Origin of the sequence: Mixta sp. Marseille-Q2659 (genome assembly GCF_940807255.1) — a bacterium.
Lineage (GTDB): Bacteria > Pseudomonadota > Gammaproteobacteria > Enterobacterales > Enterobacteriaceae > Mixta.
Window position 1 is genome coordinate 58,932 of record NZ_CALNWY010000018.1, and the last position, 23,394, is coordinate 82,325.

At 55.1% G+C, this 23,394-nt stretch carries 13 protein-coding genes and 7 pseudogenes; 6 read left to right on the top strand and 14 right to left on the bottom strand.

Going from position 1 to position 23,394, the window contains the following annotated elements:
• Positions 1–270: 270 nt before the first annotated feature.
• The 9 genes and pseudogenes from narI to P3C52_RS13730 all read right to left on the bottom strand — a co-directional run bounded on the left by narI (position 271) and on the right by P3C52_RS13730 (position 13,459).
• On the bottom strand, positions 271–951 hold the full coding sequence (gene narI / locus P3C52_RS13690) for a respiratory nitrate reductase subunit gamma (RefSeq protein WP_275555551.1): 681 nt from the start codon (positions 949–951) through the stop codon (positions 271–273).
• On the bottom strand, positions 948–1,640 hold the full coding sequence (narJ, locus tag P3C52_RS13695; protein WP_275555537.1) for a nitrate reductase molybdenum cofactor assembly chaperone: 693 nt from the start codon (positions 1,638–1,640) through the stop codon (positions 948–950). The genes narI and narJ overlap by 4 nt, the downstream gene beginning before the upstream one ends.
• A complete protein-coding gene (gene narH / locus P3C52_RS13700; RefSeq protein WP_275555538.1) occupies positions 1,640–3,172 on the bottom strand; it encodes a nitrate reductase subunit beta in 1,533 nt (510 codons plus the stop codon). Before narH ends, narJ begins: the two co-directional genes overlap by 1 nt.
• Positions 3,169–6,907, bottom strand: a pseudogene (locus tag P3C52_RS13705) (nitrate reductase subunit alpha). Before P3C52_RS13705 ends, narH begins: the two are co-directional and overlap by 4 nt.
• 146 nt (positions 6,908–7,053) lie before the next feature.
• A pseudogene (locus P3C52_RS13710) lies at positions 7,054–8,375 on the bottom strand (NarK family nitrate/nitrite MFS transporter).
• Between the two features lie 393 nt (positions 8,376–8,768).
• Positions 8,769–9,947, bottom strand: a pseudogene (gene araJ / locus P3C52_RS13715) (MFS transporter AraJ).
• Between the two features lie 86 nt (positions 9,948–10,033).
• A pseudogene (locus P3C52_RS13720) lies at positions 10,034–10,132 on the bottom strand (Rpn family recombination-promoting nuclease/putative transposase); the annotation flags it as partial.
• A gap of 98 nt (positions 10,133–10,230) precedes the next feature.
• Positions 10,231–12,578 (bottom strand): annotated as a pseudogene (locus tag P3C52_RS13725) (membrane-bound PQQ-dependent dehydrogenase, glucose/quinate/shikimate family).
• Between the two features lie 455 nt (positions 12,579–13,033).
• On the bottom strand, positions 13,034–13,459 hold the full coding sequence (locus P3C52_RS13730; RefSeq protein WP_275555539.1) for a MarR family transcriptional regulator: 426 nt from the start codon (positions 13,457–13,459) through the stop codon (positions 13,034–13,036).
• A 229-nt stretch (positions 13,460–13,688) separates the two neighbouring features.
• Here P3C52_RS13730 and P3C52_RS13735 point away from each other — a divergent pair, with 229 nt between their 5' ends.
• Genes P3C52_RS13735 through P3C52_RS13745 form a run of 3 tightly spaced genes read left to right on the top strand, consistent with a single transcriptional unit; the run spans position 13,689 to position 15,974 of the window.
• Complete coding sequence (locus P3C52_RS13735; protein WP_275555540.1) at positions 13,689–14,276, top strand: non-oxidative hydroxyarylic acid decarboxylases subunit B; 588 nt, start codon at positions 13,689–13,691, stop codon at positions 14,274–14,276.
• 20 nt (positions 14,277–14,296) lie between these two features.
• On the top strand, positions 14,297–15,724 hold the full coding sequence (locus tag P3C52_RS13740; RefSeq protein WP_275555553.1) for a non-oxidative hydroxyarylic acid decarboxylases subunit C: 1,428 nt from the start codon (positions 14,297–14,299) through the stop codon (positions 15,722–15,724).
• Between the two features lie 13 nt (positions 15,725–15,737).
• Complete coding sequence (locus tag P3C52_RS13745) at positions 15,738–15,974, top strand: non-oxidative hydroxyarylic acid decarboxylases subunit D (protein ID WP_275555542.1); 237 nt, start codon at positions 15,738–15,740, stop codon at positions 15,972–15,974.
• A gap of 97 nt (positions 15,975–16,071) precedes the next feature.
• On the opposite strand, the gene P3C52_RS13750 is transcribed toward P3C52_RS13745, so the two are convergent.
• Positions 16,072–17,736: a methyl-accepting chemotaxis protein gene (locus tag P3C52_RS13750; RefSeq protein ID WP_275555543.1), complete on the bottom strand. Its 1,665-nt coding sequence runs from the start codon at positions 17,734–17,736 to the stop codon at positions 16,072–16,074.
• A gap of 535 nt (positions 17,737–18,271) precedes the next feature.
• Between P3C52_RS13750 and ahpC the strand changes: the two genes are divergently transcribed.
• Together ahpC and ahpF are read left to right on the top strand one after the other, a co-directional pair.
• Complete coding sequence (ahpC, locus tag P3C52_RS13755) at positions 18,272–18,835, top strand: alkyl hydroperoxide reductase subunit C (protein ID WP_275555544.1); 564 nt, start codon at positions 18,272–18,274, stop codon at positions 18,833–18,835.
• A 64-nt stretch (positions 18,836–18,899) separates the two neighbouring features.
• Positions 18,900–20,466: pseudogene (gene ahpF / locus P3C52_RS13760) on the top strand (alkyl hydroperoxide reductase subunit F).
• A 56-nt stretch (positions 20,467–20,522) separates the two neighbouring features.
• On the opposite strand, the gene P3C52_RS13765 reads toward ahpF, so the two are convergent.
• The 4 genes from P3C52_RS13765 to P3C52_RS13780 all read right to left on the bottom strand — a co-directional run bounded on the left by P3C52_RS13765 (position 20,523) and on the right by P3C52_RS13780 (position 22,525).
• Positions 20,523–20,957, bottom strand: coding sequence for a thiol-disulfide oxidoreductase DCC family protein (locus tag P3C52_RS13765; protein ID WP_275555545.1), 435 nt, complete (start codon positions 20,955–20,957; stop codon positions 20,523–20,525).
• Positions 20,950–21,339, bottom strand: a complete 390-nt coding sequence (locus tag P3C52_RS13770; protein WP_275555546.1) for a hypothetical protein — start codon at positions 21,337–21,339, stop codon at positions 20,950–20,952. The genes P3C52_RS13765 and P3C52_RS13770 overlap by 8 nt, the downstream gene beginning before the upstream one ends.
• Before the next feature lie 57 nt (positions 21,340–21,396).
• Positions 21,397–22,227, bottom strand: a complete 831-nt coding sequence (locus P3C52_RS13775; RefSeq protein ID WP_343252021.1) for an arylamine N-acetyltransferase — start codon at positions 22,225–22,227, stop codon at positions 21,397–21,399.
• Between the two features lie 85 nt (positions 22,228–22,312).
• Entirely contained in the window at positions 22,313–22,525 is a 213-nt protein-coding gene (locus P3C52_RS13780) for a hypothetical protein (protein ID WP_275555548.1), read from the bottom strand.
• A gap of 200 nt (positions 22,526–22,725) precedes the next feature.
• Here P3C52_RS13780 and P3C52_RS13785 point away from each other — a divergent pair.
• Positions 22,726–23,364, top strand: a pseudogene (locus P3C52_RS13785) (esterase family protein); the annotation flags it as partial.
• Between the last annotated feature and the right edge of the window lie 30 nt (positions 23,365–23,394).

Here is a 23,394-nt window from a genome sequence, read left to right on the forward strand (position 1 = left end):
AAGTGACGGCAAAACGGGAAAGTGAATTTAACCAACAGGAAAATTAAAAACGTTACGGATTTATATTTCTATTAAACAGGAGGTTACCTAAGGTGACCCCTCAGCAAAGCCCACGGCCGCCGATTAAATGTTAACCACATAAACTACGTGGACATTGCGTTTCAGGTAATCTTTACTAACTTTAATTACGAGTTCCTGTGTAACCCTTTGCTGTAGACGCCTTTTCGTCATCCGGCACCGATCCATTGCCACGGTGCCGGATTTTTTTATTTAACGACGGGCGCGAACCAACTGGTAACGGCGCGTAAAGTATTCAAACGGCGCGCTCCAGACGTGAACCAGTCGCGTAAAGGGAAAAATCAGGAAAATCGTCATTCCCAGCACCAGATGAACGCGATAAATCCACTCCACGCCATCCAACCAGGTTGAAGCATTACCCTGGAACGTCACCACCGACTGCGCCCAGCCCACCAGTTTCATCATCCCTACGCCGTCCAGATGACGTAACGAGAAGAGAATCGAGGTCAGGCCCAGAATCAGCTGGATCATCAAAATCCCCAGAATCACGATGTCGGCCCGGCTTGAAGTAGCGCGCACGCGCGGGTTAAACATGCGTCGCTTCAGCAGCATCAGGCCGCCGACCAGCGCCATCAAACCAAACACGCCACCGGCGATCATCGCCAGTTTCTGCTTGGTGGCGATCGCCAAAAAGGGTTCATAAACCCAGTGCGGCGTTAGCAGCCCGAACAGATGACCAAAGAAGATGCCGATAATGCCGATGTGAAACAGATTGGAGGCCAGACGGAAATTGCCTTTGTCGAGCATCTGGCTGGAACCGGCGCGCCAGGTGTACTGGCCGTAGTCATAGCGCAGCCAGCTACCGATAATAAATACCGTTCCGCACAGGTAAGGATAGATCTCAAAAAAGAAGATGTTCAGATAGTGCATTATTTCGGCCCTCCGGCTGACAAGTCCAGATATTGCGGTATGGGCTGCTGCTGGAAGCGTTGCTGATGCGCTTTTTCCTGCGAGGAGCCGCATTCCTGCGCCCGATCGTCGATAAATTTAATCTGTGCTTCTTCCCATACGGCATCCAGCGCCTGCCGGGTGTCATCGCGCGGCTCCTTACTCACCTGGCCCGCAACGCTGCTGCTGCGCAACGGACTGCCCGCCCAGGCGAGCAGCAGATCGAACAGTTCGCTGAACACGCTTTCGCGCTGTTTCAGCCGACCGCCAATCAGCGCCAGGATCGGGGCGACATCCTGTAACCCCTGACGCGCTGCCGTCTCCGGCAGCTGATTAAGGTACTCCAGGTAAAGCGGCAAATAATCCGGCAGTTCGCGACAGTCGAGCAGCAGGCCCGCCTGCTCATACTGTGCCAGCAGATCGACCATCGCCTGTCCACGATCGCGCGATTCGCCGTGAACATGTTCAAACAGTAGCAGCGAGGTGGCGCAGCCGCGATCGAAGGTTTCGCACCACTCCGACTGCCGATCCAGCAGCCCGCCGCTGAGCCAGGCGTCAGCGAAGGGCTGCAACAGCGGCGCCTCCTGCGCCACCAGCGCACGCAGTTCCTCCCTTTCCTCCCACAGCGCCTTATCCGGGTACTCCAGCAGCAGCGCGATCGCTTTCAGCAACATTACTCGCCCTCCGCTTTGTGGGTGATATTGATGGCGTCGATGCGGCGGCTGTTGAACAGGTTGAATTTACTGTCACTGCCGTGGCAGCCGTCGCCGAAGGTAAAGCCGCAGCCGTTACGTTCCGGGAAGGCGTCAGCCGCCAGTTCACGATGGCTGGTGGGGATGACAAAGCGATCTTCATAGTTCGCAATCGCCAGATAGCGATACATCTCTTCAACCTGCGCCACGCTCAGGCCGACCTGTTCGATACCGCTGGTATCGGTCACGCCGTCTACCGTCTGCGCGCGTTTGTAGTGGCGCATCGCCATCATGCGTTTCAGCGCGCGCAGCACCGGGGCGGTATCGCCGGCGCTGAGCAGATTCGCCAGGTACTGCACCGGGATACGCAAAGTTTCCACCGCAGGCAGCGCGCCATCCATCGGCAGCGCGCCCGCATCGGCCACCGACTGAATCGGCGACAGCGGCGGCACATACCAGACCATCGGCAGCGTGCGGTATTCCGGGTGCAGCGGCAGCGCCAGCTTCCAGTCCATCGCCAGCTTCCAGACCGGCGATTTTTGCGCCGCCTCCAGTACGTTCTCAGGAATGCCTTGCGCCAGCGCCTCGGCAATCACTTCCGGGTCGTTGGGATCGAGGAATACATCAAGCTGGCGCTCATAAAGATCGGTTTCATGTTCGGCACTGGCAGCTTCGGCAATACGATCGGCGTCATACAGCACCACGCCGAGATAGCGGATGCGGCCAACGCAGGTTTCGGAACAGACGGTCGGCATGCCCGATTCGATGCGCGGATAACAGAAGATGCACTTCTCCGATTTGCCGCTTTTCCAGTTAAAGTAGATTTTCTTGTACGGGCAGCCGCTGATGCAAAGACGCCAGCCACGACATTTATCCTGGTCGATGAGTACGATGCCATCCTCTTCGCGCTTGTAGATGGCGCCGCTGGGACAGGTGGCCACGCAGCTGGGGTTCAGGCAGTGTTCACACAGACGCGGCAGGTACATCATAAAGGTGTTTTCAAACTGGCCGTACATCTCCTTCTGCATCGCCACGAAGTTGCTGTCCTGGGAGCGCAGGCTGAATTCGCCGCCGAGGATCTCTTCCCAGTTCGGGCCCCATTCCACCTTTTTCATGCGCTTGCCGCTCACCAGCGAACGCGGTCGGGCGATGGGCTGATGTTTGCCCTCCGGCGCGTTATGCAGATGCTGATAGTCAAAGCTGAACGGCTCATAATAATCATCGATGCCCGGCACTTCCGGGTTGGCGAAAATTTTCGCCATCACGCCCGCCTTGCCGCCCAGACGCGGCTCCAGCTTGCCGTTGATTTTGCGGATCCAGCCGCCCTTCCATTTATCCTGATCTTCCCAGGCTTTCGGGTAGCCAATGCCCGGCTTGGTTTCCACGTTATTAAACCAGGCATATTCCATCCCCTCGCGTCCGGTCCAGACGTTTTTGCAGGTAATGGAGCAGGTATGACAGCCAATACATTTGTCGAGGTTCATCACCATGCCGACCTGTGAACGAATCTTCATTTCGCTTCCCCCTGCACCTGGTCAGTGCCTTCGCCATCCAGCCAGTTAATGTTTTTCATTTTGCGGATCATAATGAACTCGTCACGGTTGGAGCCGACGGTGCCGTAGTAGTTAAAGCTGTAGGCCAGGTGGGCGTAGCCGCCAATCATATGGGTCGGTTTGGGACAGATACGTGTAACGGAGTTATGGAAGCCGCCGCGCATGCCGGTCACCTCCGAGCCAGGAATATTGGTGATACGTTCCTGTGCGTGATACATCATGACCGAACCCGTCTTAACGCGCTGACTAACCACCGAACGGCAGGTCAGCGCGCCGTTGGCGTTAAACACTTCCACCCAGTCGTTATCTTTAATATCCAGCTCGCGCGCGTCCTCCTCGCTCATCCAGATAATCGGCCCGCCGCGCGACATAGTCAGCATCAGCAGGTTTTCACTATAGGTGGAGTGAATGCCCCATTTCTGGTGCGGCGTCAGGAAGTTCAGCGCCTTCTCTGGATAGCCATTCGACGGAATATGCTTCAGCTGCGTGACGCTGCGCGTATCGATCGGCGGGCGATAGGAAACCAGGCTTTCGCCAAAGGCGCGCATCCACGGGTGATCCTGATAGAGCTGTTGACGGCCGGAGATAGTGCGCCACGGGATCAGCTCATGCACATTGGTGTAGCTGGAGTTATAGGAGACATGCTCATCCTCCAGGCCGGACCAGGTCGGGCTGGAGATAATTTTGCGCGGCTGCGCCTGTATATCGCGGAAGCGGATTTTCTCCTCTTCTTTGCGGCGCGCCAGATGCGTATGTTCGCGGCCGGTGATCTCTTCCAGCGCCTGCCAGGCTTTGATTGCTACCTGTCCGTTGGTTTCCGGTGCCAGCGTGAGGATCATCTCCGCCGCGTCAATCGCGCTGTTGATCATCGGCTGGCCTTTCGCCGGGCCGTCCGGTTTGACGTAGTTCAGCTGGCGCAGCAGCTCCACTTCGTTAGCGGTGTGCCAGTTAATCCCTTTGCCGCCGTTGCCGATTTTCTCCAGCAGCGGGCCGACCGAGGTAAAGCGATCCCAGGTAGCCGGATAGTCGCGCTCGATGGTGATGATATTGGGCGCGGTTTTGCCGGGGATCAGATCGCACTCGCCCTTGTGCCACTCTTTGATATCGTAGGGCTGCGCCAGCTCTGCCGGCGAATCATGCTGAATCGGCTGCAGCACCACGTCGGTTTCCTGTCCGAGATGGCCGACGCACAGCGTGGAGAAGGTTTTGGCGATGTCCTTATAAATTTCCCAGTCGGTGCGCGACTCCCATACCGGATCGACGGCGGCAGAAAGCGGATGAATGAACGGGTGCATATCGGTGGTGTTCATATCATCTTTTTCATACCAGGAGGCGGTCGGCAGCACCACGTCTGAATAAAGACAGGTGGTGGACATACGGAAATCGAGCGTGACCAGCAGATCCAGCTTGCCCTCCAACGCCCTGGTTTGCCATTCCACCTCTTCCGGGATGGCATCGCCCTTGCCCACGCACTCCTCGCCCTGAATGCCGCTGTCGGTACCGAGCAGGTATCTCAGCAGATATTCATGCCCTTTGCCGGACGAACCCAGCAGATTAGAGCGCCAGATAAACAGGTTACGTGGATGGTTGTTGCCGTCGTCCGGCTGTTCGCAGGCGAAACGCAGCTTGCCGTTTTTCAGCGCGTCCACGGTATAGTCCACCGGCGACTGTCCCGCCTGTTTCGCCAGTCCGGCGATGCGCAGCGGGTTAATGTTCAGTTGCGGCGCCGACGGCAGCCAGCCCATGCGCTCGGCACGCACGTTAAAATCGATTAGCTGGCCGGTAAACTTCTGTTTCTGGGCAATGGGCGACAGCAGCTCGCTGATGCTCAGTTTCTCAAAGCGCCACTGGCTGGCGTGCGCGTAGAACCAGGACGTGCTGTTCATCTGGCGCGGCGGACGCGTCCAGTCCAGCGCGAACGCCAGCGGCATCCAGCCGGTTTGCGGCCGGAGTTTCTCCTGACCAACGTAGTGCGCCCAGCCGCCGCCGGTTTGCCCGACGCAGCCGCAGAACACCAGCATATTGATCAGCCCGCGATAGTTCATATCCATGTGATACCAGTGGTTTAGACCGGCTCCCACGATAATCATCGAGCGTCCACGCGTTTTATGGGCGGTCGAGGCGAACTCGCGCGCAATATGCTCCAGGTTTTTACGCGGCACGCCGCTGATCTGTTCCGCCCAGGCGGGCGTATAGGCTTTAATCTCGTCGTAACTCTGGGGACAGTTGGCGTCATCCAGCCCGCGATCCATGCCGTAATTGGCCAGCAGCAGATCGTAAACGGTGACCACCCGGCCCTGGCTGCCGTCCGCCAGTGTAATATGCTTCACCGGCAGCTGATGCAGCAGGATCGACTCCTGCTTCACATGGCGAAAGTTGGGGCTTTCATTGCCGCCGTAATAAGGGAAAGCGACCGGCACGACCTCATCGCGATCGTCAAGCAGGCTGAGGCGTAGCGTGACGTCCTAGCCCGCCGCCTGCGGCTCCAGGTTCCACTTGCCCTTTTCTCTCCAGCGGAAGCCGATGGAACCGTTAGGCACCACCAGATCGCCGGTTTCGCTGAAGGCGACGGTTTTCCAGTCGGGATTATTGGCTTCGCCCAGCGCATCGGTAAGATCGGCGGCGCGCAGCAGGCGGCCTGAGGTGTAATAGCCGCTCTCATCCGGCTCCAGCAGCACCAGCATCGGCATATCGGTGTAGCGGCGTGCATAGTTAAGGAAGTATTCGCTGGGATTATCGAGATGGAACTCTTTCAGAATCACGTGGCCCATCGCCATCGCCAGCGCGCTGTCGGTGCCCTGTTTCGGCGACAGCCACTGGTCACACAGTTTCGCCACTTCCGAATAATCAGGACTGATGGCGATGGTCTTGGTGCCTTTATAGCGGACTTCGGTAAAAAAGTGGGCGTCGGGCGTGCGCGTCTGCGGCACGTTTGAACCCCAGGCGATAATGTAGCTGGAGTTATACCAGTCGGCGGATTCCGGTACGTCGGTCTGCTCGCCCGGTCATCGGCGACGCGGGCGGCAGATCGCAATACCAGTCGTAAAAGCTCAGGCTGGTGGCGCCGATCAGCGAAAGATAGCGCGTGCCGGCGGCGTAAGAGATCATTGACATCGCCGGAATTGGCGAGAAGCCCGCTACGCGATCCGGACCGCAATGTTTAATGGTCCAGATATTGGCGGCGGCGATTAGCGTATTCAGCTCGCGCCAGTCGGAGCGGATAAATCCACCGTGGCCGCGTGCCTGTTTATAGCTGCGGCTTTTTTCCGGGTCGGTAACGATAGCATTCCAGGCCAGCACCGGATCGGTATGTTGCGCCAGCGCCTCGCGCCAGAGTTCCACCAGACGACGGCGCACCAGCGGATATTTTAAACGGTTGGCGCTGTAGATATACCAGGAGTAGCTGGCGCCGCGTGGGCAGCCGCGAGGCTCGTGGTTAGGTAAATCAGGTCGGGTACGGGGATAGTCGGTTTGCTGCGTTTCCCAGGTGACCAGCCCGTTCTTCACATAAATTTTCCAGCTACAGGAACCGGTACAGTTTACGCCGTGCGTTGAGCGCACAATCTTGTCAAACTGCCAGCGCTGGCGGTAACTGTCCTCCCAGTCGCGGTTGCTGTTCATCAACTGCCCGTGTCCGTCCGAGAAGGTGTCGCTTTTCTGGCGGAAATAGCGAAACTTGTCCACTAGCTTGCTCATTACCCACTCCTGGCAGAGAATATCCCTGCGGTTACATGGCTCAAATTGCATGGCCTGAAAGCCAGGCCGAATCGGGAACAATGCTGTGATTAGTTTTTAGAAAAGCGGCGCCCGTAAACCAGCCAGGTCACCAAAATGCAGACTACCTAGAACACCAGAAAAATTTTCATCGCCCCGACCGGTGAACCGGTCATTGCCAGCGATGTGCCGAAGGCTTTAGGAATAAAGAAACCGCCAATCGCGCCGATGGCCGAGATAAAACCCAGCGCTGACGCGGTTTCCGTTACGGCGATATGCTGCGCCTGCGCTTCGGTGCCGCCGGAGGCCAGCACGCGTTTGCGTGTGATGGTGCGGAAAATCACCGCGATCATCTGGAAGGTGGAGCCGCTACCCAGGCCCGCCGTCAGAAACAGGCCCATAAAGACGGCGAAAAAAGCGGTGAAACTGCCGGTGCCATGGCCCGGCAAGGTGGAGAACAGCAACAGCGTAAAGAGCGCCATCAGAATGAAATTCACCAGCGTGACGCGAATCCCGCCGAGCTTGTCGGAAATGATGCCGCCGAACGATCGCGCCAGCGCGCCGAACGGGCCGAAGAAGGCCAGCTTAAGAATATCGACATTGGGAACTGGGTTTTCGCCAGCATCGCAAAACCGGCGGAGAAACCGATAAAAGAGCCGAAGGTCGCCAGATAAAGCAGGCTCAGCAGCCACATATGACCGCGTTTCAGCACCGTTAGCTGCTCGCGTAGCGAGGCCTGCGTACCGGCCAGTGTATCCATGCCAAACCAGGCGGCCAGTACCGCAATAATCAACAGCGGCACCCACAGCCAGGCGGCGTTGGCCAGCCATAAGGTACCGCCATCCGCCTGCTCGATACCATGAACGCCAAGAAACGCGAAAATTGGCAGCGTGACTACGATTGGCGTCAGGAGCTGCATGACGCTGACGCCTAAATTGCCCAGCCCGCCGTTAATGCCGAGCGCGCTGCCCTGCCGTGCTTTCGGAAAAAAGAAGCTGATATTGCCCATGCTGGAGGCGAAGTTCGCACCGGCAAAGCCGCAGAGCAGAGAGATGATAATAAAGATGCTATAGGGCGTGGCGGTATTTTGTACGGCAAAGCCCAGCCAGACGCAGGGAATAATCAGAATCGCAGTGCTGATCACCGTCCACTGGCGGCCGCCAAACAGCGGCACGGCAAAAGAGTACGGCACGCGAAATATGGCACCGGAAAGCGAAGGCAACGCCGTCAGTAAAAACAGCTGATCGGTAGTAAAGTTAAAGCCGACCTTATTCAGGTTTACCGCCACCGCGCTAAACAACATCCAGACGCAGAAGGCCAGCAGCAGAGCAAAAACCGAAATCCATAAATTACGCTGGGCGATTTTCTTACCGGTTTTTTCCCAATAGCGTGGGTTTTCGGCATCCCAGCCATGAAGTGAAGCATGCTTTTCATGTGTAGCCATATTCATGTTCCCTGTCAGAAAGCGATGAAGGCGGACCAAAGCAAAGCGACAAATTTCCGTAAGCGTAGTCGGGTTATTTAGAGTGATCAATAAACTATCGGAAATTATCATTTTTGTAACAATCATGGATAGAAATAAAATAAATCTATAAATATCAAAAACTTAAACAATAACACTCGTTAATAAGTGGTTATTATTGTTGCTTTTTTTGGAAATAAAAGGGAAGGAAACGAATCCGGCAACGCTTATATTTTCGTGAGAAAACGTATTGAAAAACAGGCAAAATTTGCACGTAACCTTATCAGACAGAACGATGCGCCCGCTTGCTAACAGATTTACCGCAACTCAAATATGCGTGGCGCTGCCGCTTATGTTTAAGCGGTGAAGGAGGTCACATTTTCAACTCGTCGCGCCCGCTTCAAAATGAAAAGCGGGCCGGGATTTCAGACGGCTATAGCAAATTAACGACAGCATGGCCGATAGCGACAGCACGGCGGCGGGCAGCGCGACATAATTAAACGCCAGCTGGGCGGAGAGCATCATTCCGCCGCACCAGGCGCCAACGGCGCTGCCAAGATTGAAAGCAATTTGCCCGCCCGCTGCGCCCAGCATTTCACCGCCCTTTGCGTTTTGCAGCAGCAGAATTTGCAACGGTGCTGAGAGCGCAAACAGGCCAGCGCAGCTGATAAACGCCAGACTGAGCGAGGCCGTTTTCTGGAAAGCAAAGAAGAAGATCAGTAATAAGGCGGCGGCAATAATAAAATTGGTGATGGCCGCGATACGCAGCGGCGAAAAGCGGGTGGAGATTTTTCCGCTTACCATATTTCCCAGCACCATTCCCAGACCAGCCAGCATCATGATCATCGGCATGGTGGCTTCCGAAAAACCGGAGACATACATCATTACCGGTTTGATATAGCTGAACCAGGCAAAGACGCCGGCATTGCTAAATAATGTTGCCAGAAAAATAAGCCATGGCGCAGGTGATTTCAGGAAATGAAACTGCTCACTGAGTTTCGTTGGCGCGTTATCAGAAATATCAGGAATGCAGAAAATAACAGAAATAATTACCGCGATATTAAAAACGGCAATCAGTAAAACGTTGCTCGCCAGCTAAATTCATGGCTCAGCAAGGTGCCCAGCGGAATACCAATCAGATTGGCCAGCGTCATGCCGGAAACCATGCCTGCCACCGCCGCGGTGACCTTACCGGGTCGGATAACTTTGGTCAGCATAATCGCGCCGACGCCGAAAAACGCGCCGTGCGGAAAGCCGGAAATCAGCCTGCCCACCATCAGCATGGTATACGAAGAAGAAAAGGTGAAAATAGCGTTGCCGACGGCGCACAGCGCCACTAAAAAAAGCAGCAGGGTTTTCAGCGAAAACCCTGCTGGAGAAAACGGCGATAACGGGCGCGCCAATTACCACACCAAGGGCGTAAAACGAGATCATATGTCCGGCAGACGCAATGGGAATATGCACATCGTGCGCAAGCTCGGTTAATACGCCCATAATGCCAAATTCGGCCATACCCAGTCCGAATGTTCCCAGCGCCAGAGAAAGAATCACCTTGTTCATACAGCAAACCGTTTATCCGTTTTGCTTATTGTTGCATGGGCTGGTGTAGCCGAGAATTAACGATTCGCGCGCGGTTATTAATAATCTTGCTGAATATGCGTCAGCGCCGTCATGCGGCGGTGATTCATGATGTCATCAGAGATGACCGCCACATCAACCAATGGAAAATCGTTGCTGTAGAGCTTTTAGCCAGCCTTACGGTTATCAATACGAAAACGCGGCCTTTCTCGCAGCGCAGCAAAAAAAAGCGCCCTGTTGGGCGCTTCGTTTCAAATGACAAACGTTATTTCAGGCGGAACGCAACCACGCTGTCGCCCTGTTTGGTCCCCAGTGAACCGTGGCCGCCTGCGGCAATCACCACATACTGTTTGCCGTCGTTGCCCTGCCAGGTTGAAGGCGTCGCCTGTGCGCCGGCACTCAGCTCGGTCTGCCACAGCAGTTTACCGGTGCTGACATCATAGGCGCGGAAGAAGTTATCCGCCGTTGCGCCGTGAAACACCAGATCGCCAGCGGTAACCAGCGGGCCACCGTGCGCTACCATGCCCATCGGGAAACCGATCGGGAAGCGGCCCGGCAGGAAGCTGGTACTCAGGTTTTTGGTGGTGCCTACGCGACGCAGCCACTCGGTTTTACCGGTTTTCAGATCGACACCAACCATACGTCCCCACGGCGGCGCAATACAGGGAATACCCAGGCTGGAGGCCAGCTGCTGAATATGAATCGCGTAATCGCCGTGGAAGTTTTCGTTCCAGTAAGGCTGACCATCCTGGGTAAACATACGTTTGGTTGCCGTTTCCGGCGTACGCTTGATCAGCGTGTATTTATAGGCCAGACGCACCGGCGAAGCGATCAGGATCTGACGCTCAGGATCGACAGCCACCGAGCCCCAGTTAAAGACGCCGATATTGCCAGGGAACACAATCGAGCCCTGCTCGGTAGACGGTGTCCAGGGGTTACCGTCATAGCGCAGCGATTTAAAATCGATGCGGCACGCCATCTGATCGAACGGCGTAATGCCCCACATTGATTTCTCACTCAGCGGCTCCGGCAGGAAGTTTAGGCTGGAAACCGGCTGGGTAGCGGCAAATTTTTCACCGGCGACGCCATCGGTAGAAACCGGAACTTGCTTGATCGGATAAACCGGCTGGCCGGTCAGACGATTCAGCACAAACAGGTTGCCGGTTTTGGTCGGTAAAATCACCACCGGCTGTTTCTGGCCCTGATAATCGATATCCAGCAGCGAAGGCTGTGACGGATTATCACGATCCCACAGGTCATGGTTAGAACTCTGGAAACGCCATTTAAAAGCGCCGGTTTTCAGATCCAGCGCCACCAGCGCATCGCGGAATTTTTCCGTGTTGCTGTTGGCATCACGTTCAATACCTAGCTCATCCGGCGAGGCGTTGCCAAACGGCACGTAGACCAGGCCGTTTTGCAGATCGGCGCTCAGCGTGCCCCAGGCAACCGGCGTGTCGTAAGGATAGTTTTGGTTAGCGGCAATCGGCTGGGTTTGTTCCGGGTTGGCCGGATCGAAATTCCAGACCAGGCGGCCGCTCTGCACATCATAGGCGCGAATCACGCCGGACGGGTTACCTTTGTCGAAGCCGTTATCCATCACCGACCCGCCGACAATCACCAGATTGCCCGCCACCAGCGGCGCCGCAGTCTGCATCAGCGCATGCGGACGGATTTCGCCCATGTTGGCGCGCAGATCGACAATGCCGTCATTGCCGAAATCGGCGCAGCGTTTACCGGTATCGGCATCCAGCGCAACCAGTTTGGCATCGGTCGTGGCATTGAAAATACGCTTACGGCAAATGGCCGGCGCGTTATCCTGCGACTGCGGCTGCACAGGGGCTTCGTAATAGCTGACGCCACGGCAGGTTTGATGCTGTTGCAGATAGAAAGGATCTTTCGCCGGCACATATTTCCATTTCAGCTTGCCGCTTTCCGGCACCAGCGCATGAATTTCATTATGCGGCGTACAGAAGTAAAGCGTGTTATTGACCTTCAGCGGCGTGGCTTCAAAAGTATACTCACTGGCGTCGTCGCTTTGACGCAGATCGCCGGTGTGATAAGTCCAGGCCACTTCCAGGTTATTCACGTTTTGTTTATTAATCTGATTCAGCGTTGAGAAACGCAGGCCGTTATCAGTGCCGCCATAGGCAACCCAGTCATTTTGCGCGGCTGACGCTGTTGCAGACTGACGGGCATTAGTAATATTGCCGTCCTGCGGCAGCGGATCGTAAAACATCAGACCGATCACCACCGCCACGATGATAATCAGCGTAGAACCCAGAAAAGGATGGAACTTACGGCCGGTCAGCGGACGCACTACCCACGGCATCGCCAGCCAGGCGCCAATCAGGCCAAGAATATCGCCGCGCGGGATCCACTGCCATTTATCAAAACCAACCTCGTAAATGATCCAGAACAGCGTAATCCACAGCAAAACGGCACAGACCGTTAGCGCGATTTTTTTATTCAGTATCAGCGTCACGGCAATGATCAACAGACCAATCGCCATCACTGCATAAAACGGGCTCCCCCAAGCATTAACAGCCTGCCGCCCATATAGAGCATAGCTATGCCAATCAGGGCGATAACTATCCCGCTAAGTTTGTTAACCATGTTTCCCTCGTAACAATTTACAAAAATTGAAAGTTAATTCAAAAAACATTACATCAAATCAACACAATCTTAACTTTGCCCGCGGCGTAATAAAATTACACTAAAACTTATCTGTTAATTTTTTTTGATGCTTTTATTCCTCAAAATGCAGATTTAATCGTCTGCTTCCGCAAAAAAGCTGAATGAAGATTAATAAATTAGCGCAATTAATAAGGCTGTCTTCAGGAGCGGAAAAAGAATTGCCACTTAATGTTAAAAAATTCGACTGGCGAGCGTGGCGTAGTAAAATTACGAATCCGCCAAAGAGGATTTGGCAGCTAAAACAGCGAAGAAAGGAAACAGCACATTCGCTTTACTAATCAATACAAACAGCGTCGTTTCCTTTTCAGAGCGACCCGGCTGACCGCGCAGACGCGGAAAGCTGACAAACAGGCTGGATGTCCCTCAACCGACCGTTAATCCATTTTCCCTGCCAGCGCCATTTTGCCCAGTAGCCGAACAAATTCTCCCTGCTCGCCCTGCTGCAGGCGATTCAGAAACGCCTGATCGACCTGATTTGCTAAAGGGATTGCCTGTTGTAACAGCGCTTCTCCGTCGGAGGTTAAAAAAACAAAGCGACGGCGCTTATCCTCAGTAGCGTGTTCCCGACGGATAATGCCGCGCTTTTCCAGTCGCGAAAGCATTTCCGCCAGCGTCGCCTTAGTGCTGACCGCCGCATCAATAAGTTCAACCTGTTCTATGCCGGGCTTTTCCGCCACGGCGCGCAGCACCGAATATTGTGGTTTAGTGAGGTCGGGCAAGAGCTGTTGCCAGTGGGCAGTATGCGCCTGAAAAAGTTGTCGCATTAGATGAAAAGCTTCCCGCTCCAGGGATGAAGACATTATTTCTTTTCCTGTTAATTATCAGAGCGACATTATAGAGCGGCGTGTGGCAAACGGAAAACCGCACATTTTATATGCTTTTTTAATGAGTTAATCAGCTAAAGCCAGCCGGTATCCTTGATTGATTTGTTCTTATACGAACTTTTTTACCGTTAACCTCTTGCGCGCCCTGCCATTCATTACTAAGGTAAAAGGCAATTAGTTCGTACACGAACAATATGGAGGTGAAATGAGACTGATCGTAGGAATGACGGGAGCAACCGGCGCACCCTTGGGCGTGGCGCTGCTACAGGCACTTCAGGCAATGCCGGATGTAGAAACCCACCTGGTGATGTCGAAATGGGCAAAAACCACGATTGAACTGGAAACACCGTGGACAGTCCGCGATGTTGCCGCCATGGCGGATGTTTGCCATAGCTCCGGCGATCAGGCTGCCGCTATCTCTTCCGGCTCTTTCAAAACCGACGGAATGATTATTATCCCCTGTAGCATGAAAACGCTGGCCGGGATCCGCGCAGGCTATGCCGACGGCCTGGTAGGACGCGCCGCCGATGTCGTGCTGAAAGAACAGCGCAAACTGGTACTGGTGCCGCGTGAAACCCCGCTCAGCACCATTCATCTGGAAAATATGCTGGCGCTGTCGCGGCTTGGCGTCGCCATGGTGCCGCCGATGCCCGCCTGGTATAACCATCCCGCCTCGGTTGAAGATATTACCCACCATATTGTGGCGCGTGTGCTGGATCAGTTTGGCCTTTCCTATCCGCAGGCGCGGCGCTGGCAGGGGCTCTCTCACGCTCGCCAGCAGGAAAATGAATAACTCACCTCAAGGAGAATATGATGGCTTATGACGATTTACGTAGCTATTTACAGGCGCTCGATGAACAGGGACAGCTGTTAAAAATCAGCGAGCAGGTGCAGGCAGAACCCGATCTCGCCGCCGCCGCCAATGCCACCGGACGCATCGGCGAGGGCGCGCCCGCCCTCTGGTTTGACAATATTGCCGGTTTTACTGATGCACGCGTGGTGCTGAATACGCTGGGTTCCTGGCAGAACCACGCCATTGCACTTGGTCTGCCTCCCAATACATCAACCAAAGCGCAGATTGATGAATTTATCCGCCGCTGGGATAACTTTCCGGTAGCGCCGGAACGCCGCGAAAGCGCGCCCTGGCAGGAAAACAGCGCCGAAGGGGATGCGATCAACCTGTTCGATATTCTGCCGCTGTTTCGTCTGAACGACGGCGACGGCGGATTCTATCTGGACAAAGCCTGCGTTGTGTCACGCGATCCTCTCGATCCCGATCATTTCGGCAAACAGAATGTTGGCATTTATCGCATGGAGGTCAAAGGCAAGCGCAAGCTCGGCCTGCAACCGGTGCCGATGCACGATATTGCGCTGCATCTGCATAAAGCAGAAGAGCGCGGCGAAGATCTGCCGATCGCGATTACGCTGGGCAACGACCCGATTATTACGTTAATGGGCGCGACGCCGCTGAAATACGATCAGTCCGAATATGAGATGGCCGGCTCGCTACGCGAAGCGCCCTATCCCATTGTTAGTGCGCCGCTTACCGGCTTCGATGTGCCCTGGGGTTCTGAAGTTATCCTTGAAGGCGTTATCGAAGGACGCAAGCGCGAAATTGAAGGGCCGTTTGGCGAATTCACCGGTCACTATTCCGGCGGTCGTAATATGACGGTTGTGCGCATCGATCGCGTGAGCTGGCGTACAAAGCCCATATTTGAATCACTCTATCTCGGCATGCCCTGGACCGAAATCGATTATCTGATGGGGCCCGCCACCTGCGTACCGCTTTATCAGCAGCTGAAAGCGGAATTCCCGGAAGTCCAGGCGGTAAACGCCATGTATACGCATGGCCTGCTGGCGATCATTTCTACTAAAAAACGCTACGGCGGCTTTGCGCGCGCGGTCGGCCTGCGTGCGATGACGACACCGCACGGCCTGGGTTACGTAAAAATGGTAATCATGGTGGATGAAGATGTCGATCCCTTCGACCTCCCGCAGGTGATGTGGGCGCTCTCTTCGAAAGTCAATCCGGCGGGCGATCTGGTTCAGCTCCCCAATATGTCGGTACTGGAGCTGGATCCCGGCTCATCGCCTGCAGGCATTACCGACAAGTTGATTATTGACGCCACAACGCCGGTAGCGCCGGATAATCGGGGCCACTACAGCCAGCCGGTGAAGGATCTGCCGGAGACCGCAGAATGGGTGAAAAAACTGAGCGCCATGCTGGCGAACCGTAAATAAGAGGAGAACAACGATGATTTGTCCGCGCTGTGGCGATGAACATATTGAACTGATGGCAACCTCGCCGGTTGCCGGCGTCTGGACGGTACATCAGTGTCAGCGCTGTTTGTATACCTGGCGTTCAACGGAACCGTTGCGCCGTATCAGCCGTGAACATTATCCGCAGGCGTTTCGTATGACGCAGCAGGATATTGATAACGCGCCGGAGGTTCCCACCGTTCCTCCGCTTATTTCGGACAACGGTCGCTGACAGGATTGGGGATGAAAAAAAAGCCGACGTGATATCGGCTTTTTTCGTCAAAAATAATGCGCGAAGCCGACATTTGTCGGCTTCTGACATACCGGGATTAAAACGCTTCCCAACCTTCTGTTATGACAGTTTCGGCCCTGCCTGCTGGCGTCTGTGGCCTGCGCGCTACCGGTTGCTGCACGCTCTTTTGTGACGTTGTCACGCCAGTTAACCGAAACGTTGCCACGGTTTGGTGCAGATGTTGCGCCTGATCTTGCAACAGGCTGGCCGCCGAAGAGGATTCTTCCACCAGTGAAGCATTTTGCTGAGTAACGCGATCCAACTCCGCTACCGCAATACCCACCTGACTGATGCCACGGCTCTGTTCTTCTGACGCTGAGGAGATTTCATCCATAATATCGCGCACCTGCTTAACGCCGACCACGATGGCTTCCATTGACTCTTCTGCCGCCGCTGCCAGTTTGGTGCCTTTTTCCACACGGGAAGACGATTCGTCAATCAGGCCTTTAATATCTTTGGCGGCAACCGCGCTGCGCTGCGCCAGATTGCGCACTTCCCCAGCAACCACGGCAAAGCCACGGCCGTTTTCTCCGGCGCGCGCGGCTTCTACTGCGGCATTCAGCGCCAGAATATTAGTCTGGAATGCAATGCTTTCGATGACGCTGGTGATCTCCGCAATTTTCCTGGCGCTCTCTTCCAGATCGAAAATGGTTTTAATCACGCCTTCCACAATATCGCCGCCCTTCTCCGCCGTAGTGGACGCCGAAACGGCCAGTTTCGACGCCTGCAAAGCATTGTCGGCATTCTGTTTTACGGTGGCGGTAATCTGTTCCATGCTGGCCGCCGTTTGCTCCAGTGACGCGGCCTGCTGCTCGGTGCGCGCTGAGAGATCGGCATTGCCTGCGGCAATTTCGCTGACGCCGGTAAGAATGGTATCAGAACCGTTCCGCACGTTGCTGACCGTTGCCACCAGCGCCTGCTGCATGCGCGCCAGGCCATTATGAAGCCGCCCCATTTCGTTCCGCGCTCGCGGATCCTGTTTTACCGGCTGCGTCAGATCGCCATGTTCAATCGCATCGATATGAGCGAGCGCCGCCGCCAGCGGTCTTAGCAGTACCTGCTGCAATACGCGCCAGCTCAGCGCTACGCAAGCCAGCACCAGCAACATAATCGCCGCCAGCAGCCCTTTCATCCAGGTGAAATGCTGCATGCTCTCTTCCGCAGCCTGGCTGGTGAGATGGTTTACCGCGTGACGCCAGCGATCGTAATCTTCCAGCATTTTTTGCTGTTTCGGCGCGGCGTTGATGGCAAACATAGCGTCCAGACTACGGGTTTCAGCGGTATCCATCAGCTGTTGCAGCAGCGTGGAGTAGTCTTTATAGCTGGCGTTAAGCTGAGCGGTCAGTACAGGATCGAGGTGTTTTAACGGCGCGCCAGCCTGATACGCCTGATACCAACGTTCCGCATCCTGCAGCTGCGCCCGACCATGCTGGATCATGCCCGGTACTTTAGCGCTGCCCGGACCTTCCTGCTGGATCCAGATAACGATGCGGTTAGCATCGGATCGCACGGCATTAAGCGCGTACCAGGCGTTAGTCAGCGCCGTTACCTTGTCGTTTGCGGCCGATGCGGTGAAAAAATTCTCTTTGTCATTACTGAGTGAGTTAAGAAACAGCCCGCTGGAAATAAATTGCAGCAGACCAAACAGTGCAATACAGCAAATCAGAAAGGTAGACGTTTTAATACGGCTGAAAAAAGACATAGCTTCCTCAAATAAAGTGATAAGCATCACACTTATCGGCAACTTTACCGGTAACATTAGCTTAACTGATTATTTATCAACCAGTCAGGAAGGGCTTTTCATTCTTTCTGTTCATGGAGTTAGACTCATGGCCCTGCCGCTCAGCGCCACAAATCGGCAAAATAAGATAAGTCACGCTAAGCCTTATTCTGCTTTTCTCACCGGGGTATTGAATAAGCTTTATCCATGCTGTTTTATCAGGCTGGATTGTCGGGCAATGAAGGACGTATGATGAGGCCGGTCAGAAAGTGCGTGGTGCCGGAAGGCCGCCTCGCACTGTGCCAACACATACGGTTACTGTCGCGCAAACCGCGCCATTAACCGTTGCAGCGATAAGTACTACCAGTTAAAGCTCGGATGAGGGCAGCGTTATCCATTAATAAGCCATGCCTTTCTGCCTGTAAGGTTTTACTTATTGATTCAATAATGGATACGCATTAGATCTCAATCACGTTTTTCGGTAACTTTCACGCTAACCAATATGAAGGAGTAACTGATGTCTATCATTAACACCAAAATCAAACCGTTCAAAAACAGCGCGTTCAAAAACGGTGAGTTCATCGAAGTGACTGAGAAAGATGTTGAAGGTAAATGGAGTGTATTCTTCTTCTACCCGGCCGACTTCACTTTCGTTTGCCCGACCGAACTGGGCGACGTGGCTGACCACTACGCAGAATTCCAGAAACTGGGCGTAGACATCTACTCTGTTTCTACCGATACCCACTTTACTCATAAAGCGTGGCACAGCAGCTCTGACACCATCGCTAAAATCCAGTACGCAATGATCGGCGACCCGACCGGCGCGCTGACCCGTAACTTCGACATCATGCGCGAAGATCAGGGCCTGGCTGACCGCGGCACCTTCATCGTTGACCCGGAAGGCATCATTCAGGCGGTAGAAATCACCGCTGAAGGTATTGGCCGTGACGCGTCTGACCTGCTGCGTAAAGTTAAAGCGGCACAGTACGTTGCCAGCCACCCGGGCGAAGTTTGCCCTGCTAAATGGAAAGAAGGCGAAGCGACCCTGGCACCTTCTCTCGACCTGGTTGGTAAAATCTAAAACCAGTAGCGTTATATTTTTTCATCGGGTGCTGCGGCACCCGATTTTTTGCCTGGAGACCCTCATGCTCGACACCACGATGAAAAACCAACTCAAGGCCTATCTTGAGAAATTAACTAAGCCTGTTGAGTTAATCGCTACGCTGGACGACAGCGCGAAATCCGCTGAAATCAAAGAGCTGCTGGCGGAAATTGCCGAACTGTCAGAAAAAGTGACGTTCCGTGAAGACAATACGCTGCCGGAGCGCAAGCCTTCCTTCCTGATTACTAACCCAGGTAGCCACAGCGGCCCGCGTTTTGCCGGTTCGCCGCTGGGTCACGAATTTACGTCGCTGGTACTGGCGCTGCTGCAGACCGGCGGACATCCGTCAAAAGAGACGCAGGCGCTGCTGGATCAGATCCGCCAGCTGGATGACGATCTGCATTTTGAAACCTATTATTCGCTCTCCTGCCATAACTGCCCGGACGTGGTGCAGGCGCTGAACCTGATGGCGATTCTGAACCCGCGCATCAGCCACACGGCGATCGACGGCGGCGTATTCCAGAACGAAATCCAGGATCGCAACGTAATGGGCGTGCCGGCAGTATTCCTGAACGGCAAAGAGTTTGGCCAGGGCCGCATGAGCCTGGCGGAAATCGTCAGCAAAGTTGACGTGAACGCCGACAAACGCACCGCGGACGAGCTGAATAAGCGTGACGCTTACGAAGTGCTGATTGTCGGCAGCGGCCCGGCGGGCGCGGCGGCAGCGATTTACTCCGCCCGTAAAGGCATTCGCACCGCACTGTTGGGCGAACGTTTTGGCGGCCAGGTGCTGGATACGGTAGATATTGAAAACTATATCTCCGTACCGAAAACCGAAGGCTCCAAACTGGCGGGCGCTGAAAGCGCACGTCAGCGAATACGCTATCGACGTTATCGACAGCCAGAGCGCCAGCAAACTGATCCCTGCCAGCGTAGAAGGCGGCCTGCACACTATTCAGACCGCCTCTGGCGCCGAGCTGAAGTCGCGCAGCATTATCATCGCGACCGGCGCACGCTGGCGTAATATGAACGTGCCGGGCGAAGAGCAGTACCGCACGCGCGGCGTGACCTACTGCCCGCACTGTGATGGTCCGCTCTACAAAGGCAAGCGCGTTGCGGTTATCGGCGGCGGTAACTCCGGCGTTGAAGCGGCTATCGACCTGGCCGGTATCGTTGAGCATGTCACCCTGCTGGAATTCGCACCAGCGATGAAAGCGGACGCCGTGCTGCAAGAGAAAGTACGCAGCCTGGATAACGTAGACATCATCCTGAATGCGCAGACGCTGGAAGTGAAAGGCGACGGCAGCAAGCTGACCAGCATGGAATATAAAGATCGTGTGAACGATACCGTGCATCAGCTGGACGTGGCGGGCATTTTTGTTCAGATCGGTCTGTTGCCGAACACCACCTGGCTGGATGGCGCCATCGAACGCAATCAGATGGGCGAAATCCTGATCGATGCGAAATGCGAAACCAGCGTGAAAGGCGTATTTGCGGCGGGCGACTGCACCACCGTGCCGTACAAACAGATTATCATCGCCAGCGGCGAAGGCGCGAAAGCATCACTGAGCGCGTTTGATTACCTGATTCGTACACAGCCGGTCGGCTAAGCGTAAAACGAGAAACATCAGCGGCATCTTCGGATGCCGTTTTTTTTGTCCGCGCGTTAACGATCGAGAAAACGCTGCGGCGAATCCGCCTTCAGCGGATGCACATTATCGTAACGGCCAAACAGCCGATAGCGGTTGCGAGCGATAAGGTCATAACAGCGATTACTGAGCGGTGCGGGCAACAAGCGCAGCAGCGACAGAATCCGCCACGGCCAGGGAAGCCCGCCCATCACGCGAAAGATCGCCTCCGCACGCAGATACACCTGCCCGCGCGCAATCAGCACAATGGTACTGATATTATCGGTCGGCAAGCCGGCCCAGCGCAGCAACGCCTTGCCCTGCTCGCTCTGCACCGCCGCCAGCCTGACGGTGCGGTACTTATCATGGCGCAGCAGAAAGTTCACCCAGCCGTTACAAAGCTTGCAGGTGCCGTCATACAACACCACCTGCTCGTCCGGCTGGATAATCGGCGGCGCGCCCGCTTTAGTCATTGCGCATGCCAGGATCTTCATCACTGACCGGCACCGGATCTTCCTCTTCGGTTCCACTGCCCAGCTCATGCAGGCTAATCAGCTGCACCGGCGCATCTTCCAGCCGATCCTGCCAGCGCTCACTGACGTCCGGCAGGCTGGTAAACTGCCCGTCCAGAAACAGAAAATCGAGCTGCTCGCCCAAATCTTCCAGCAAATCCTCCGGCGAATCGTAGTTCTCGCCATGCAGATCGCTGCCATCAATCTGATACCCGATCAGCCCTTCATGGACGTTCGCCTGGCCCAGCTCGATAATATGGCCGTCGATATTCTGCGCCAGTATCGTGCCATCGCAGTAGAAAAGGTTGTAAGGCATTAAATCCTGGTTACGGTTATCGGGCATAGCTCCTCCTGTTTTACGTGCAGGTTGATAAGTATAGCCAGGCACAGCAACCACGCTTCAGACCGCCGTATCAAGACGCGCCATCATGCTGATAAATTCCTCCTCTGCCACGCCGTAGAGCGAATGTTTCATGCCCAGACCGAACTCCGTCTGCAACAGCTGATAAAGCGCGCGCAAATCATCCAGCGAACGGCGTTCAGCCTGCGCGCCGTAGCGGCTGAAGCGCCGGTTTTCCAGCGCCAGCTGGCCGCCGTCCGGCAGATAGCGCGCCGCCAGCAGATGATGACGGAAATGGGAGTGCGGCCAGGTCGAGACAAAATGATTCGCCATCAGGTAATCGGACGGAAATTGCGTCACCAAATCGAAGCGGTACAGCGGCAGCCATTCGCCGCCGCGCCGCTGGCGCAGCAGCCACTCTTCGCCCAATGATTGCAGCTGATACTCGCCGTGTGGCGTGCGCTGTATCTCATCGGCCACCAGGCGGATAGGCGCGCTGAGCGTTGGCCCACCAAAGCCGACATCGGCAATCCAGAAGCTCTCCGCCAGCGGCACCAGCAGCAACATATGCGTGCGCGGCGGCACCGACGGCGGCTGGGCAATCACCACACGGGCGGCCAGCCCGCGCGCATCGAAGCCCATCTGCTGCAACGCCAGCAGGAACAGCGCATTATGTTCATAGCAGTAGCCGCCGCGCCGCGCCGTCACCAGTTTCTCCTGGATCGCTTCGGTTTCCAGATGAACGGGTCGGTTAAGCAGCACATCAATATTTTCAAAAGGGATAGAGCAAACGTGGGCGTGGTGCAGCTGCTGAAGTGTGGTTAATGTTGGTTGCGTCGCGCCGGTAAAACCGATGCGCGCCAGATAAGCGTGGAGATCAAACGGCATAATTTCTTCCTGGTGAAAGTGATGTTTCTCTTATAGCTGATTTCTGGCGCGTGATTGAGGTTGAAATGCGCGAAGGCACCCATTCATTTTATTTGATGATTCTCGCGCTATTTTTCAGTAGCTGACGGGCGCGCCAGCAGCTAATCACCAGTTCATCATCGTCGGCGCTGTCTGCCAGACCAGCGAGCCGCGAGCAAAGCGCGTCATAGCTTAATGCCCTCCTTTCCTGCGCCAGCGCAACGACAGCCCGGCCTACCAGCGCTAAAAACTCTTCATCATGTTCTACTTCTTCGGATAACAAAGCTAATTTCTCTCCCCTCCGGTAAAAAAACATCCTTTAAATATGAACGCTCAAAAAATTTGGGCATTCCTGTAATCGATTTCTGAGACTTATCTCACGTAGAAGATTGTCAAGGCGCAGCGGCTGCTGGGCAAAGCGCTCAGGAAAAACTATAACAATTTGATAACCTAATCCGTTGTTTTACCAAAAAAGAGGCCATGATGAAATTAACCTGCTGCGCTGCCCTGCTGTTTACCTTAAGCGGATCCGCTTTCGCTGCCGCTAATTTGCCTGCCGCGCCGCCGCAAACCTTACCGGTGAGCGCCTGGCAAACACGCGTTAATGCTGACCGCAGCATTACCTGGCGGCTCTATGCGCCGCAGGCACAATCTGTTGAGGTGGTGACCGGCGCGACGCCGGAATCTTATCAGTCTCATGCCTTGCAGAAAGACGCGCGTGGTATCTGGTCCTGGACCGGCGAGCCGCTGGAGCCGGATCTCTACGAATACTTTTTTAATGTTGACGGTCTGCGTACCATCGATCCTTCCGGCGCAATGCCAAAACCGCAGCGTCAGGTGAATACCAGCCTGATTCTGGTGCCTGGTTCGATACTTGACGTGCGCCCGGTGCCGCACGGCGAACTGCATACGCTGACCTACCACTCCCGCGCGCTGAATGCCGAACGCCAACTCTATGTCTGGACGCCGCCGGGCATGGAAAAAAGCACGACGCCGCTGCCGGTGGTCTATTTCTGGCACGGCTTTGGCGACAGCGGCCTCTCTGCCGTGGTTCAGGGACGGATGCCGCAAATTATGGATAACCTGCTGGCGGAGAAGAAAATCGTACCGATGCTGGTGGTGGGTAATGCTGCCAACTTACTGATTTAGTGT